Annotated in this window: 12 protein-coding genes and 1 riboswitch; of the genes, 6 read left to right on the top strand and 6 right to left on the bottom strand. The window is 63.4% G+C overall.

Annotation, left to right across the window (positions count from 1 at the left end):
* Positions 1–141 precede the first annotated feature (141 nt).
* A complete protein-coding gene (locus P0D89_RS16690; RefSeq protein WP_408365109.1) occupies positions 142–615 on the bottom strand; it encodes an Lrp/AsnC family transcriptional regulator in 474 nt (157 codons plus the stop codon).
* Between the two features lie 138 nt (positions 616–753).
* Here P0D89_RS16690 and P0D89_RS16685 point away from each other — a divergent pair, with 138 nt between their 5' ends.
* Positions 754–1,437: a cysteine dioxygenase family protein gene (locus P0D89_RS16685; protein ID WP_408365111.1), complete on the top strand. Its 684-nt coding sequence runs from the start codon at positions 754–756 to the stop codon at positions 1,435–1,437.
* A gap of 51 nt (positions 1,438–1,488) precedes the next feature.
* On the opposite strand, the gene P0D89_RS16680 is transcribed toward P0D89_RS16685, so the two are convergent.
* From P0D89_RS16680 to P0D89_RS16665, 4 genes are all read right to left on the bottom strand, one after another.
* On the bottom strand, positions 1,489–4,113 hold the full coding sequence (locus P0D89_RS16680) for a mechanosensitive ion channel family protein (protein WP_408365113.1): 2,625 nt from the start codon (positions 4,111–4,113) through the stop codon (positions 1,489–1,491).
* 265 nt (positions 4,114–4,378) lie between these two features.
* A complete protein-coding gene (locus tag P0D89_RS16675) occupies positions 4,379–5,026 on the bottom strand; it encodes an NAD(P)-dependent oxidoreductase (protein ID WP_408365115.1) in 648 nt (215 codons plus the stop codon).
* Positions 5,027–5,170: 144 nt separating this feature from the next.
* Positions 5,171–5,629 carry an Rrf2 family transcriptional regulator gene (locus P0D89_RS16670; protein ID WP_408365117.1) on the bottom strand — a complete coding sequence of 153 codons (459 nt, stop codon included), beginning with the start codon at positions 5,627–5,629 and terminating at the stop codon, positions 5,171–5,173.
* A gap of 95 nt (positions 5,630–5,724) precedes the next feature.
* The gene (locus P0D89_RS16665; RefSeq protein WP_408365119.1) at positions 5,725–6,195 is read right to left on the bottom strand and encodes a BCAL1086 family glycoprotein; all 471 of its coding nucleotides are present in this window, start codon (positions 6,193–6,195) and stop codon (positions 5,725–5,727) included.
* 251 nt (positions 6,196–6,446) lie between these two features.
* Between P0D89_RS16665 and P0D89_RS16660 the strand changes: the two genes are divergently transcribed.
* Positions 6,447–7,028, top strand: coding sequence for a DJ-1/PfpI family protein (locus tag P0D89_RS16660; protein ID WP_408365121.1), 582 nt, complete (start codon positions 6,447–6,449; stop codon positions 7,026–7,028).
* Between the two features lie 152 nt (positions 7,029–7,180).
* Positions 7,181–7,507, top strand: a complete 327-nt coding sequence (locus tag P0D89_RS16655) for a hypothetical protein (protein WP_408365123.1) — start codon at positions 7,181–7,183, stop codon at positions 7,505–7,507.
* Between the two features lie 36 nt (positions 7,508–7,543).
* Here P0D89_RS16655 and P0D89_RS16650 read toward each other — a convergent pair whose 3' ends face one another.
* A complete protein-coding gene (locus P0D89_RS16650) occupies positions 7,544–9,265 on the bottom strand; it encodes a sensor histidine kinase (protein WP_408365125.1) in 1,722 nt (573 codons plus the stop codon).
* A gap of 388 nt (positions 9,266–9,653) precedes the next feature.
* Here P0D89_RS16650 and P0D89_RS16645 point away from each other — a divergent pair, with 388 nt between their 5' ends.
* The 3 genes from P0D89_RS16645 to P0D89_RS16635 all read left to right on the top strand — a co-directional run bounded on the left by P0D89_RS16645 (position 9,654) and on the right by P0D89_RS16635 (position 14,477).
* Positions 9,654–10,841 (top strand): ammonium transporter, encoded by a 1,188-nt coding sequence (locus P0D89_RS16645; RefSeq protein WP_408365127.1) that lies wholly within the window; start codon positions 9,654–9,656, stop codon positions 10,839–10,841.
* A gap of 246 nt (positions 10,842–11,087) precedes the next feature.
* A riboswitch (Fluoride riboswitch) is annotated at positions 11,088–11,149 on the top strand.
* Positions 11,150–11,225: 76 nt separating this feature from the next.
* Positions 11,226–11,606, top strand: coding sequence for a fluoride efflux transporter CrcB (gene crcB, locus P0D89_RS16640; RefSeq protein ID WP_408365129.1), 381 nt, complete (start codon positions 11,226–11,228; stop codon positions 11,604–11,606).
* 1,632 nt (positions 11,607–13,238) lie between these two features.
* A complete protein-coding gene (locus P0D89_RS16635) occupies positions 13,239–14,477 on the top strand; it encodes an MFS transporter (protein WP_408365131.1) in 1,239 nt (412 codons plus the stop codon).
* The last annotated feature ends 476 nt before the right edge of the window (positions 14,478–14,953 follow it).

Below are 14,953 nucleotides of genomic sequence, written 5' to 3'. Positions count from 1 at the left end.
GCGGCGGGTTAGCCCGAGCGGTTTGTCTGGACCGGAGCGCCGGAGCATATGACCTGCGAATCGCGGCGCGGCCGTCGCGTTATCCAATGCAGCGGGCGCCGCACCTGACAGCAGAGAGTCGCGCTGGATTGCGCCACGCCGCTAAGTCACCGCCGAAGGCCGCACCGGCAGTGCCGTCGAATACTTGATCTGCTCCATCGCAAAGCTCGAACTCACGTCGTACAGCGGCACGGCGGCGATCAGCAGTTTATAAACGCGATCGTAGTCATCGATATCGGACACCACCACGCGCAGCAGGTAATCGGTCTCGCCGCTCATCCGGTACACCTCCACCACTTCCGGAATGTCCTGCACGGCGCGCGTGAAGGTTTGCGCCCACGCCTCGGTATGCTGGTTGGTGCGCACCGCGACGAACACCGTCGTGCCCACGCCGAGCTTGCGCGCGTCGCACAGCGCCACCTGCGCGCGAATCACGCCCGCGTCTTTCAGACGCTGCAGCCGCTTCCAGCAAGGCGTTTGCGACAGATTCACACGCTGCGCCAACTCGGCGATCGGCATGGTCGCGTCTTCCTGCAGCAGTTCGAGCAGCTTCCGGTCGATGATATCCATTCCCATCCTGCCATCCCTATAGGAAATTATTCTACTTTTCAGGCTTCAAGGGGAATTATATGGAAACTCTTTCTCCCGTCAAACGGGTATAAATATCGGTGTCCAAAAACAACCGATAAGCAGCGATGCCGCTGCGCCAAGACCATGAGCCAAGGCCTCCGCGCAACCTCGTTCGACCGTCTCTCCGAGTCTCATTCGCCGTTCGCACAAGCAGCCCAAACGTCCGCCGACGCTCAATCGCACCGGCCCTCCTCGAGCGGCCGTGAGGGCGAGAGCCGCCATGCGCCGCTCGCTCGCCTGTGCGACACGCTGGATGCGATCTTTGAAGCCTGCATGCACTTTCCCGAGCCGTCGGACTCGACCTTCTTCGCCCGCAGCATGCGCATCGCGCTGGCCGAGGCGGCCGCCAACCCGGCGTTTCTCGCGCCGGCGCAGTGCGAAGGCTCGACCGAAACATACCGCCGCCACCTGCTCGCCGCCGATCCGCGCGGCCGCTACGCGGTCGCCGCGCTGGTGTGGCACTCGCGCCAGGCGAGCCCCGTGCACGCGCATCACACGTGGTGCGGCTACGCGGTGCTTGAGGGAAAGTTGACCGAAACGGTCTTCGAATGGAACGGCACGCAGCATTGCGCAAGCGCCACGCGCACGCAGACGCGCCGCCAGGGCGCGGTGTCGTTCGTGCGCGGCGGGCGCGGCGGGATTCATCGGCTGGGCAATAGCAGTGACGCGCCCGCAATCTCATTGCATATTTACGGCGTGCCGGGCGCGCAGATCGCGACGCATGTGAACGACATCGTTCGCGCGGCCGACGCAACGGCGCTAGTCTGAACGGGTTCGTCGCAGCGGCGCATGCCGCGGATTTTCAGGCACGCCGCCCGGTCACCCCTTCCCCCCGCCTTCCCCCGCCGTCGGAATCTGCGGCGGAATCGGCGCGGTCTGCCCGGTCGGCGGCGGCGCCGGACGCGGCTCGTGCGACACATCGCGCGCCACCGAAAGCGGCGCATGCGCGGCCCGGGCCGCCGCCCCTACCTCGGCCGGGCGGATCACCTGCTCGTGCGGATGCGCGATGAACCCGGACATCTCGTCATCCTGCAAGGGCTGCCCCTCGTTATCCTTCGACGACGTGTAGACACGCATCTGCGGCACCGGAATCTCAATCCCCGCTTCGTCCATTTTGAGTTTGAGCCGCAGATTGAACGCGCGCGCCACGCTCCATTGCTGCAACGGCCGAGTCTTGATCTGCCCTTTCACGACCATCCAGTTCGGATCGAAGCGGTCCAGCCCCCACACTTCGATCGGCCCGAGCATCTCGCGCCGGTAACGGAAATCGGCCATCAGATCCGCGCCGACCTCGCGAATCAGTTGCGTGATCTGATCGACGTCGGTGGAGAACGCCATCCGCACTTCGAATACCGCATAGGCAAAGTCGCGCGACAGGTTCTTGACGATCTTGATCTGCGAGAACGGGATCGCGTGAATCGCGCCCTGGCCGTCGCGCAGACGCACGGTGCGGATCGACAGATGCTCGACCGTGCCCGCATGGCCGCCGTCCACGTCGATCCAGTCGCCGACCGAAATCGTATCTTCGATGATGATGAACAGGCCGGTGATCAGGTCGGTCACGAGCGACTGCGCGCCGAAACCGATCGCGAGACCGATCACACCGGCGCCCGCCAGCAGCGGCGTCACGTTGATGCCGAGATTGGCCGCCGTCACGATGCCGGCGATCGTCATGATCGACACCAGCAGCACGTTGCGCACGAGCGGCAGCATCGTGCGGGCGCGCATGCTCGGGCTGCGCGCCTTGTTGCGCGGACTGCCCGGATTGAGTGCTTCGGTAATTGCCGTATCGACCAGAATCCACAGCAGCCACGCAATGAACACGGTGGCGACGATCGCCGTCACCGCATGCGCGATTCCGCGCGCCGCGACGTTCTTCTCGACCATCGCCGCAAGCGACACGCCCCACAGACGCGCCGCGAGCTCGAAGAAGAACAGCCAGATGAAGAGCGTGAGCAGCGTGCCGAAAAAGCGCAGCAGGCGGCTCAGATACGGCGAGCGGCGACGGGCGCGCGCACTTCGAGGACGCGTCATGCGCAGCACGATGGCCGACAGGAAAAACGCCAGCACCAGCATCAACGCGGTCACGACTGAAATCTGCAGCACGTTTTCGCTGGAACCGGAGCCGCCGAGCGTGGCGACCACCGACGCCGTGGCCAGCACCAGCACGGGCACGTGCCAGAGCGCGGCGAGCAGGTCGAACGCATCGGTCGCGGCCTTGTGGTGGTTGCGATGCTCGTACGGCCGGTTGCGGATCAGATGCGCGACCGGCCGGCGAAACGCCAGCGCGAAGTAGCCGGTCAGCACCGCGGCCGTCATGTTGGCCACCGTCGAAATCAGCGCGGCGAGGTTCGAGCCGAGCTGTTGGGCGACGTCGTAATTGACGGCCGCGTCGCCGAGCGCGCCGCAGACGCCGACCGCGAACAGCACGCTGCGCGCGTGATCGATCAGCAGGCGCACCGCGATGCGCCGATGCCCCGATCCGAACAGCGAGAACATGATCAGACAGATCGCGGAAAACACCGCGCCCGCGACGATCGCATAGGCGACCACCATGCCGAGCGTGCGGCCGAGCGCGTCGGGCATCGCGCGCACGAACAGCAGCGCCGCGACGAAGGCGATGATCCACGGGCCGACGCGGCGCAGCGCGAAGATCAGCAGTTCGCGCGTGGTGGGATTCGGATGGAGCCCCATGACGATGCCGAAGCGCCGGTGCAGCCGGTGTTGCAAATAGATCAGCGCGCCGGCGCACGCGCCCCAGCCGGCCAGCATCGCCAGCATCGAGAGCAGAACGCTGCCGAAGCTCTCACGCCCCTGGCTCGAGATGATCGTGTAGAGCTCGTTGGCGGCAGCATTGAGGCGGCCACCCCAATAGCGCACGGGCGTGCGGCCCTGGTGCACGTCGGATTCGAACGACGCGATGCCCGAGGCGATCGCGCCGAGCAGGCCGGGGCTCGGCTGTGCGGGCGCGGCTGCGGCCGGCGCGACGTTGTGCGACGCGTCGCGCAGTTTCTTGAGCTGGCTGACGAGCGCGCTGCGCTGGCGGTCGTTGTCGAGCGTGGCGATCACGCTGTCGAGCGAGCGCGTCAGCTCCGCCTGGCTCGCCGGCGACGGCGCGGACGCCGCGTCGGCCGCCGACGCGCCCGATGCGGCGGACGCGGGTGTCGCCGTCACCGTCGCACTGTTGATCAGGCTTTGCAAAGCCGGGATGACCGGCGTGCTGGTCGGGGCGCCGGCGGCCTGCGCTTGCGCGGGAATCCAGCTCACGCACAGGAGCAGCGCGACGCAGAACGCGGCGACCGATGCGCCGAAACGCGCGCGCACACTGGCGCGCTCGCCGGGGACCGTCCGGTCTGAGGAAAAATGAAGAGCGGCGCGAGTCGCCGGCTGGCCGCCGTTGGACGGCGTAGCCTCTGACTCACGCCGCGACGGGCATGGCTGCATGGCAATCCGCAGGAAAACGGGAGACGCCAGTGTAGCCGCAGTTTTATCGGGCGCGACCGAACATGCGTAACCGAATGTTAGGGCACTTGCGCCGGACGGCGAAAGCGCTGAAGCGGCGAAGCGGCGAAGCGGCGAAGCGGCGAAGCGGCGAAGCGGCACTGTAACGCCGCCGTCTCACCGTGTGCTTGTCAAAGATCAGCTGATCAACGCAGTTGCATTCCCGCGCATCCACGCCGCCAACCCGCGGCGCGAGCCCGCGTCAGCCTCAATAAGCCACCGTCGCGATCTGGCGAACGAAGCGGCCCTGCTCCAACTCATCGACGAATGCGATCGCGTAGTCCTCAGCGGAGATACGGCTATTGCCTTCGGCGTCGGCCAGCAACGTGTTCGCGCCCGTGCGGAACGTGCCGGTGCGCTCGCCCGGCGCGATCAGCGCGGCCGGCGCAAAGAAGGTCCAGTCGAGATCGGCGACACCGCGGTAGTAGTCGAATGCATCGCGATGCGCGAGCGCGATCGGCTTGTACGCGTCCGGAAACCCGTCCGTATCGACCAGTTGCTTGCCCGGCGCGACTTCGAGCGAACCCGCGCCGCCCACCACGACGAGGCGCTTCAGCCCGGCCGCGCGCACGCCTTCGACGAGCGCATGAGTCGCTTTGCTCAGCGTCGCGAGGTCGTCCTGCGGCGGCGCATAGGCGCTCGCCACCACGTCATGACCGCGCAGCGCGGCGCCGACGCTCGCGGCGTCGAGCAGATCGGCGTGTGCCGCCGTCAGGTTCGCGACGTCAGCCGGCACCCGCGCCGGATTGCGCGCGAGCGCCGTCACCTGATGCCCGCGACGGGCCGCTTCCGCGGCGATCCGCGAACCGACCATGCCGGTCGCGCCAAACAAGGCGATCTTCAGTTGCTGGCTCATTTCACTACTCCTGCGATTAATTTATATGTAACTATATTGATTACATATATGGCGAAAAGAAAAGAGGCCGAAGCCCCATCCGTTTTCAGGCGTGCGATTTGCGGCCGCTGAACACGCGCCTTCCCATGCTGCTTTGCTGCTGCGTCATGCTTGCGAACGCCGCTTGCGCATCCGCTGCTGCTTCTCCGCACGCACCACGTCCGCCGTGGCGTCGGCCAGCGTGCGTGCGCCGAGCGATGCCTCCATGGCCCGCTGCGCTTCGGCGATGATCCCGCGCAGCACGCCCTGAATATTGCGCCCGACCATGCACGCCGGATTCGGCTCCTCGCGGTGCAGCGCGAACAACTGCGCATCATCCACCGCGCGATACACGTCGAGCAAGCTGATCTGCTCCGGCGCGCGCGCCAGCAGCGCGCCGCCGCCCGAGCCGAGCTGCGACGTAGTGAGACCCGCCTCGGCCAGCATGGTGAGCAGCCGCCGGATCAGCGCGGGATTGGTGTTCACGCTGCCCGCGATCATCTCCGACGAAAGCGGCACGCCCTCCTGCAGCGACAACAGCGCGAGCACATGCACCGCAAATGCAAACCGGCTACTCGTATTCACAGCGAACCCGTCCGGCAACGACAATATGTAACTATGGTAATTACATTTAATCCAGCTGTCAAACCGTCAAACGACTGCCGGGACCGGCGTGTCTGTCACTTGTCCATCTGCTTTTGCGCGTCGGCGGAATCGGCCGACGACGAAGCGGAAGCGTTCGCCGACGACGCCGAGTTCTGCGCCGACCACTCCTGCAGCTTGTGCCCCGCCGCTTCGAGGCTCTGACCGGTGAGCGACGCGGCCTTGCCGAGCTGCGCATTGGCCGAGCTCGCCGCGTTTTGCAGATTGGCCTGCGCGGTCGAAGCGAGCGCATTGGGGTCGATCGTGATCGACGGCGCGGACGCGGATTCGAGGTTCTGCTGCGCGGCGGCTTTGGTCGCGTCGACCTGCTGGCCGACATAGCTCGCCGCCTGATCGAGCTTCTGGCCGGCGGCCTGGGCGGCGTCGTTGAGCTTGCCGGCCACCTGCCCCGCCGACGCGTCGTTCTTCTGGCACGCAGCTAGCCCACCGAATACGAAAACCACGAACGCCGCGCGGCGCAGCAACGAAGAATGAACGGATGAAGTCATATCTGAATGTGAGCCGCGTCGAGCGGCCTGGTGTGCGAAAACGCGCTCATGATACGCCGTTGCTGCACATGCCCGCGTTGACGGCCACCTGAAACCGCATTCGGGGCAAGCGCCGCCACTTTCATGGCGGGTCGATTGCGATCCGTCGCGGTTCTGTCAAACGCGATGGAGTAGACTGCTTGGGCGCCTATGAGCGTCGATGAACGTCAAGCTGGATTCAGTGTGTTCCGTTGATCAACTGGAGGCATTCGATGGCGGCAAAGAAGATTCTGTTCCTCACCGGCGACTTCGCCGAGGATTACGAAACAATGGTGCCGTTTCAGGCGCTGCAGGCAGTCGGCCATATCGTCGACGCGGTCTGTCCGGACAAGAAAGCGGGTGATCGTGTAAAAACCGCGATCCACGATTTCGAAGGCGATCAGACCTACACCGAAAAACCCGGGCATCAGTTCACGCTCAATGCCTCGTTCGACGACGCCGATCCGCGCCAGTACGACGCGCTCGCGATCGCCGGCGGCCGCGCGCCGGAATATCTGCGGCTCAATCCCAAAGTGATCGACGTGGTACGGCAATTCGCGGAAGCGGGCAAGCCGATCGCCGCCGTCTGTCACGGCGCGCAACTGCTGGCCGCCGCCGACGTGATTCGCGGCAAGCGCATTTCCGCGTACCCCGCGTGTGCGCCTGAAGTGAAACTGGCGGGCGGCGAATACGCCGACATCCCGGTCGACGCCGCGGTCACCGACGCCAATTTCGTCACCGCCCCCGCATGGCCCGCGCACCCTGAATGGCTGCGCCAGTTCCTCGTGCTGCTCGGCACGCGGATCGAACTCTGAGCTACCGCCGACGGGTTCGACGGCGAGCGCCAAGCCCTCACGGCCACCAGCGCTCGCCTGATTGAAATATAAGAATCCGCATTTGAGATTTGTCCGATAGTTCGCAGCGGACCATCTTCCTATAGTCGTGGCTGACTTGGGAGTGTGCTTCGATGGAACTGACCGACTGGATTGTCATTCTCGCCATCGCATTGCTGGCGATTGCTTTTTTCTGCGCGCGCACGCGGGCCAACTGGTCGCAAGACAACCGCGCGCGGCGTCTGACCGGCACGCGCATGCTGGTACAGGCTGCGTGCTCGCTGTGGGCGGCGCTGCTGATCGTCGTGCGCGGCCTGTTCGCAATCGACGGCCTGCCTGGCGTGCAGGCCGCACCGGTCGAACTACTGACGGGCGTCGCGATTCTGATTGCCTGCGGCTGTTACTGGTCGATTCGCGGCAGCAAGCTGCTCAAACCTCGCCGCCTCTTCGCCACGCAATGAGCGGCGCATGTTGACCGGCGCGCGCGTTTGACGGAATTACCGCATGCCGATGCCGGGCCCGGCATCGGCGGAAAGCGTGGACGGGTCGGCAATCGCACGCTCACGGCCTGGCTGGTTCGTGCGAGCGTCGCGCTCGGTTGCAAGCAAGGCAACCCCGGCGGTTTCCTCGGCCCGCGCCTGCGCTTCGGGCAGCGACAGATAAAACGTCGTGCCCTGCCCTTCTTTCGATTCCGCCCACACGCGTCCGCCGTGCCGCTCCACCATCCGGCGCACGAGCGCAAGGCCGATGCCCTCTCCCGCCGTCGCATTGCCGTGCAGTCGCTGGAACGCGTTGAAGAGCCGCGGCAGAGCAACCGCCGGAATCCCCAAACCGTTGTCGCGCACATAGAAGATGCGTAACGAATGCACACCCGGCGGCGCCGGCGTCGTGCCGATTTCGATTCTGCCCGCCCGCGCCGGGTCCAGATAGTTCACCGCGTTCCCCACCAGGTTCGCAAACACCTGTTCGAGCGCGGTCGCGTCCCCCCAGACCGCGGGCAAGTCATCAACGATGACTTGAGCGCGCCGCGCCCGAATCGAGCCTTGCATTGCATCGACCACGCGCTGTACGACATCGCCCACCTCGACCTTCTGCCGGCGGTACTCGATACGCCCCACCCGCGACAGCCGCAGCAGCGCGTCGATGATGTGCGACGCGCGCAAGACGGCCGTCTGCAGATAGTGCAGCGCCTCGCCGATATCCTCGTCGATCACCCGCTCGATCCGCTGGCGCGGGCCAGCGGCGAGCGACGACTCGCGCACCGCCACGCGCAGTTCGTCGCCTGCGCGGGTCAGCTCTTTCGAGAAGCCTTGCAGGTTCACCAGCGGCGCCCGCAGATCGTGCGACACGCTGTAAATGAACATCTCGTTGTCCTGGGTCTGCTGCCGCAAGGTCTCGTTGATCCGCGCCAGTTCGCCGGCGCGCCGCGCGAGATCCGCACGGAAGCGCGCCTCGATGCGCTCGGCTTCGAGCAGGCGCCGACTCGTCTCGTGCAAGGTCAGATCGAGGCGGGCGATTTCATCGCGTCCTGGGCTGAACGGCGCGAGCGGCTCGTTGCTCGCGAGACGCCCGGCATTGTCGGACAGGCGCGCGAGCCGCCCGCGCACGCCGCGCGTGAACAGCCAGACGGCCAGCGCGACGAACAGCAACGAGCCGACCGCAGCCGCGATGATCAAACTCTGCTGTCGTTCGCGCGCGACACTGGCGGCAGTCGAGCGCAGCGTGTCGAGGCGGCGTTCTTCGGCCTCGAACGCCACCACCTCCTGACGGAAACGATCGAGCACGTCGGCCCGGCCCAGGTCGCTGAAACGGTCGAGAACATCGTGCCGCCGCCCTGAGCGCAGCAAGTCCTGAATCCGGTCCGACCATTGGCGGTACGCCTGCACGGCCTGGCGCATCTGCACCACGCGCTCGACCTGGGCCGGATTGTCGGCGACCAGTTCGGCCAGACGATCGATGCGCCGGTCGACATCCACCCACACCGCCACCGGCGTGGCGAAGTGCGCGTTGTCGGCGAGCACCGCGCCGCGCAGCGCCACCGATTCGCTCAGCACCGGATCGACCACCGCGGCGGTCTGGCGCAGCACGTCGCCGCTATGGAGGGCCCAGCGCTCCGCTTGCGCAGCGTCGGACTGCGCATCGACCAGCCCGGACAGCAGCGCCAGTTCGAAGACGGCCGGAATCGCGATCAGCAGCAGGCCTTTAGTGGTCAGTCTCATGCGTGCGCATTGGAGGTCGTGGGCCGGCGAATCGGGCGGAAAAGTCGGCCCATTATGTCGGCGTTTGCGAAAGAAGACAAAGATGGTTGGCCATCGCCGGCGAGCCGCGTGGCGAACGCACGCTACACGTCAGGGTTTTGAATGAAATGTAATTAAAATCGAATATTGTGCCCTTATCTGGATCACATCTGCCACGCGCGGTCCAGTATGCACTTTAATTGTGCTTTTCATGCACCGCGACATGCAGCCGACGATAACGCCCCTCATCCATGGGCGCGCCCAAATCCCATCCCGGTGCCTGTTTGCACCTGCTCGACGCCTGTCGGCACAAGTTTGGCCCACTTCTTGCATTCATTGCCCGCTTTTTTGGCATAAGCGGGACACATCGATGGAAAGTCTGAAAGCCGGCACCGATACGCTCTTTCTTTTATTGGGCGCCGCCATGGTGCTGGCCATGCATGCGGGGTTCGCTTTTCTCGAACTCGGCACGGTCCGCCAGAAGAATCAGGTCAATGCACTCGTCAAAATCCTGGTGGATTTCTCGGTCTCGACGATCGCGTATTTCTTCATCGGCTACACGATCGCGTACGGCGTGCAGTTCTTCGGCAGCGCCGAGTCGCTCGCCGCGCATAACGGCTATGCGCTGGTGCGTTTCTTCTTCCTGCTGACCTTCGCCGCCGCGATTCCGGCGATCGTCTCGGGCGGCATCGCGGAGCGCTCGAAATTCAACCCGCAACTGTTTGCCACTTTCGTGCTGGTCGGCTTTATCTATCCGTTCTTCGAAGGGATCGCGTGGAACGGCCGCTTCGGCCTCCAGGCCTGGCTCACGCAGGCGTTCGGCGCGCCGTTTCACGACTTCGCCGGCTCGGTGGTGGTGCACGCGTTCGGCGGCTGGATCGCGTTGCCGGCCGTGCTGCTGCTGGGCGCACGCCACGGCCGCTATCACCGCGACGGCGGCATCGCCGCGCATCCCCCGTCGAATATTCCGTTTCTCGCGCTCGGCGCATGGGTGCTGACCGTCGGCTGGTTCGGCTTCAACGTGATGAGCGCGCAAACGGTCGACAAGATCAGCGGTCTCGTCGCGGTCAATTCGCTGATGGCGATGGTCGGCGGCACGCTGACCGCCTGGTTCTCCGGCCGCAACGACCCCGGCTTCACTTATAACGGTCCGCTGGCCGGCCTGGTGGCGGTGTGCGCCGGCTCGGATCTGATGCACCCGCTCGGCGCGCTGGTCACGGGCGGCATCGCGGGTGCGCTGTTCGTCTATATGTTCACGTGCGTGCAGAACCGCTGGCGCATCGACGACGTGCTCGGCGTGTGGCCGCTGCATGGCCTGTGCGGCGCATGGGGCGGCATCGCGGCGGGGATCTTCGGGCTGCGCGCACTCGGCGGGATGGGCGGCGTGTCGCTCGGCTCGCAACTGCTCGGCACGCTCGGCGGCATCGTGGTGGCGACGCTCGGCGGTACGCTCGTGTACGGGGTGATTCGCCTGACGGTCGGTCTGCGGCTCGACCAGGAAGAGGAGTACAACGGCGCGGATCTGTCGATCCACAGGATTTCGGCGACTTCGGAGTAATGGAGAGGCGTCGGGTCGCGCCTGCTCCGCGCGAGTGTGCCACCCGCACGCCAGTCCCAGTGCACGTACCCAGCCGCGGTGAGCCCGCCGGATTCGAGCGGGCCGCGCGCGGCGCACAGTCAAAGTCCAATCAGGTGGCGCGTGTGCCACTTTGACGGAACATCACGAAGCCGATGCGCTCGCCACGGCCACCGCCCGGCCCGTAGCGCGTGGACCTGTCCCCACATGCTCCAGTGGATGTTAGACTTTCGCGCTGGAGATGGCATTCTCCCTCAACCGCCCTCGGGGCTGATGATGCCTGCTACGCCCGGATGACTACGGACGCGGCATTGCGTCGACCGTACAGCCCGGTTTGTCCACCCCGGTTCTGCCAGGTTTGCTCCCATGTATTGGTCCTTTCTCGCTGTCGCCATTGGCGGCGCGCTCGGCTCGCTGTTTCGCTGGTTTCTCGGTCTCCGGCTGAACGCGCTTTTTAGCGGCTTGCCGCTCGGCACGCTCGCCGCCAACGTGATCGCCGGCTATGTGATCGGCGTCGCGGTCGCGGGATTTGCGCGCGCGCCGCAACTCGCGCCGGAATGGCGGCTCTTCGTGATTACGGGTCTGATGGGCGGCCTGTCGACCTTCTCCACTTTCTCGGCGGAAGTCGTGCAGCGCCTGCAGGACGGACGGCTCGGCTGGGCAGCGGGCGAGATCGTCATTCATGTCGGCGCATCGCTGGTGATGACGATTCTGGGTATCGCGACCGTCTCGTTGTTTGCGCGCTGAAATGAAAAGGTGGGTATCCGGCAACAACCAGGTTTGCGGCAAAACGTCCTTGAGTGTGCTGAAACACCGTTACCCAATAGACGCGTTCGAGGAATTAACGTCTGCAGCAATTGGTTCGCGAATGTGCTCGAAGCCCTTTCTAGCAAACACAAGTCCGCAGCAATGCCGTCACGGATCCGAAGGTGGGCCACGTCGGTAATCTCCGGCTTCAAAGCACATGCGTTCAATGCCAACCGGGAGCAGACAATTTACCGGATTCGCCCCCCCCAAAGAAGATGTCCCGAAACTGCCGTGTAGCTAACGAGCGCCAAGGCGGATATATATCGCCTGATATTGTTGGGGATGGTCTCTTGCGGCAACAATGATTTGAATGCGATGGCCATTTCCGTCTCCTACCTCGAACCGAGCGAACGTCATGCGAACCAGCTTCGTCAGGAAGCGTTGCTACCACGAACTGCCGCTTGCCTTGCGCGCCATCGGTGTCTTCCTGTTCGAAATTGAACTCGAGACTCTACGACTTCCTTGAGGTATTCCCAACATCGAGGAAGCTTCTCGAGTTGGTCCCGCGTGCCGGGAGGAACATCTACCACCATTAGAACGCTGATAGCACTCACCCAGCGCGGCGGTTTTTCTCGAAGGATAACGTCAACAGCACCACGAAGAGACTCAAGCGATTGCGCAACTCGAAGTGTCCAATCGGCGTGTTGCGGTTTTTGCCTCCAATGCTTTTCTGATTTGCATTAATCCATTCGCGGTCGTATTGGAGTAGTGCCCTGTACGTCCGGCTCGCGTCCTTGGGAGCAGCACTAAGGTTTTTTGCGGCCGCAGCCGCTCGCATCCAATCCGACCGAAGCAACCGTCCTGTACCCGTTCCCCTACCTCGAAACTTTTTTGACCACGAGCCGCTTGTCGTCGACGCGAAAGCGGAAGTTCGTACCACACTCGCACTTCGCAAGACCCCTTTCTACGCTCTCCCAAGGTATATACCCAACAAAGAAATCTTTGCTATGCTCCCCGTTGGCGTCCGGACAAACAACCTTGAATGAAGGATTGGACGAACGCCAATTCCTGAAACCCGATTCAAGAAACAGCTGAAACAACACGTGCGCCAACGTAGGGGCCGCGGCCTGTCCTCGGCAAAGCAATGGAATAAAGAAATCCCTAGCGTCCTGTCCCCGTCGGAAAAGGCCCACCCAACGTAAATAGGATTCACCAAAGGAGCCGATAATATCGGTCGAAAGTTCGTCTAGTCGACAAGCCCCTCCGTCATACAGATATCCAACGTCGCGCAGGGCAGTCTTTTAGCGCTCTCGCAAATTCCAGAAAAACGATGGACGCACCTGCCTCAGAATCTCGTAAGACCTCTTTGCAATACGATTTATCGCATTTAGTTGCGGTGCCGTCGGTGCGCTGACCACACCTTCTCTGTGTGCGTTATCCCTGCATGACGAGACACGATTCGCTCGCCACTCGCTGTCCCGTAGCAATTCGAACTCAATGGCTTACAGACCAGGTATGTAGCGGCATGGACATTGTTCGACCACGCCGGCAACTCTGTTCAAGGCACGATGCTTTTTCCCCGGTTGAACCCGGCCTAAAGTGTAGGACTTTAATCTCGCATCAATACCATCAATGCAAATCGGTACACCTTCAACTCCAGCAACGTTCGAGGCAAGTTCAACGTCGGTGCGCCAATGGCTTTCCGTCATTGCTGTAGCTGTGAGCGCGTTCGCGTTCGTGACGGCCGAGTTCTTGCCTGTCGGATTGCTGCCGCAAATAGCACACGACCTTGGCGTGTCGACCGGCGTCGCAGGTCTTATGGTCACCACGCCTGGCGTCACGGCTGCAATATTCGCGCCGACGCTCATAGTCAGCGCTGGGCGCATGGACCGCCGGTACGTTTTCCTGCTTCTCACAGCCGTGCTTCTGATTGCGAACGTCGTGTGTGCGGTCGCAACGAGTCTTCCTGTCATGCTTGTCGGACGGGCCTTACTTGGCGCGGCGTTGGGTGGCTTCTGGACTCTGGCGACTGCTGCTGCCCCGCGGCTCGTGCAGGCAAAGGATGCGGCGAAGGCGACTGCCACGATTCTGGCCGGCGTTACCTTTGCAACGGTTATCGGCGTGCCGCTCGGAACGTTTATCGCGTCGTTTGCATCCTGGCGTTTGTCGTTCGCTGCCACCGCGGGTCTGGTGTCGCTCGCATTGCTGGCGCAAGCGTTGCTGGTGCCTTCGTTGCCGTCAGCATCGGCATTGCGTATTGCCGATTTCAAGCAACTGCTTCGCCGGCCTCACACGAGGTTAAGCATGATGATGGTCGCGCTCGTCTTTGGAGCGCATTTCTCGACCTATACGTATATTGCACCGCTGCTTGAACACGATTTCTCGTTGAGTGCCATCACGCTGTTGCTTTTCGGATTTGGCCTTATCGGCTTCTTCTCTAATGCGTTGATGTCAATGGTGGTCCCGGACCACCTCAAAAAGTCTGTCGCCGCGATGGTATTGCTGCTGCTAGGCGCGCTGTCTTCAATGCTGCTGCTTGAACATTCAACCATCGGCGAGACGACGGGGATGCTGCTTTGGGGAATCGCGTTTGGGGCGCTCCCACTTTGCTTTAGCGTATGGATTCAGCGGAGCACGGCCGATTTGCCCGAAGCGGGTTCGGCCATGTTCGTCAGCATTATCCAAGTGGCGATTGCCGTGGGTTCGGCAGTGGGGGGCACCATTGTCGACCGCGCGGGAGTCCACGCTGACTTCACGCTGGGACTTGGACTCGCTCTGCTCGGCTTGGTGACACTGCAACGGCTCGCTACATTGGAACGACCGACCAAGGCATCCTCTTTTAATCCCGCCTGCGACGCGTCGCCTGACTGACGCAACTCCAGTCGAGGAACTCTATTAAAGAAAATTGAGATGCTATCGTCGCCCCTGCTCGGACTTCGTCCCCACGTTGCCTGGCTTCGCTGTTACCACGACCGATTACGCGCAGGCATCCACGGTTTCCGACCGACCTCACTCATTTCCCAGTTGCATTTGATTGTCTCCAGGGGAATTCGCCCGCGCCTGTGAAAGCGCGGGTTTTTTCCGAAATTGTCCTAAACCTATAGCAAACCCCACTCGCGAGCGGCGGTCTCGCTCACTTTTCTGACTTACTTAGTAGTAAGCGCCCAGTGCCCGTGGCGACGTTCGTAGGCATTGGCGCTGGAGTGCCAGTGAACGATCTGAGTAACCTGGCCGAGAGAGCCTCATAAACCGGTTTGCTTCGCTATGCCGCGAGGCGATGCTCGTAGTACGGCCTGTGCCTGTCGTCGAGAATTGCGTACATTGCCTCCATGTCCGACGCTTGCGGA

This window comes from Paraburkholderia sp. RL18-085-BIA-A (assembly GCF_046027075.1).
Lineage (GTDB): Bacteria > Pseudomonadota > Gammaproteobacteria > Burkholderiales > Burkholderiaceae > Paraburkholderia.
The sequence above is the reverse complement of the archived record's forward strand: the minus strand, read 5'-3'. Positions and strand labels throughout refer to the sequence as shown.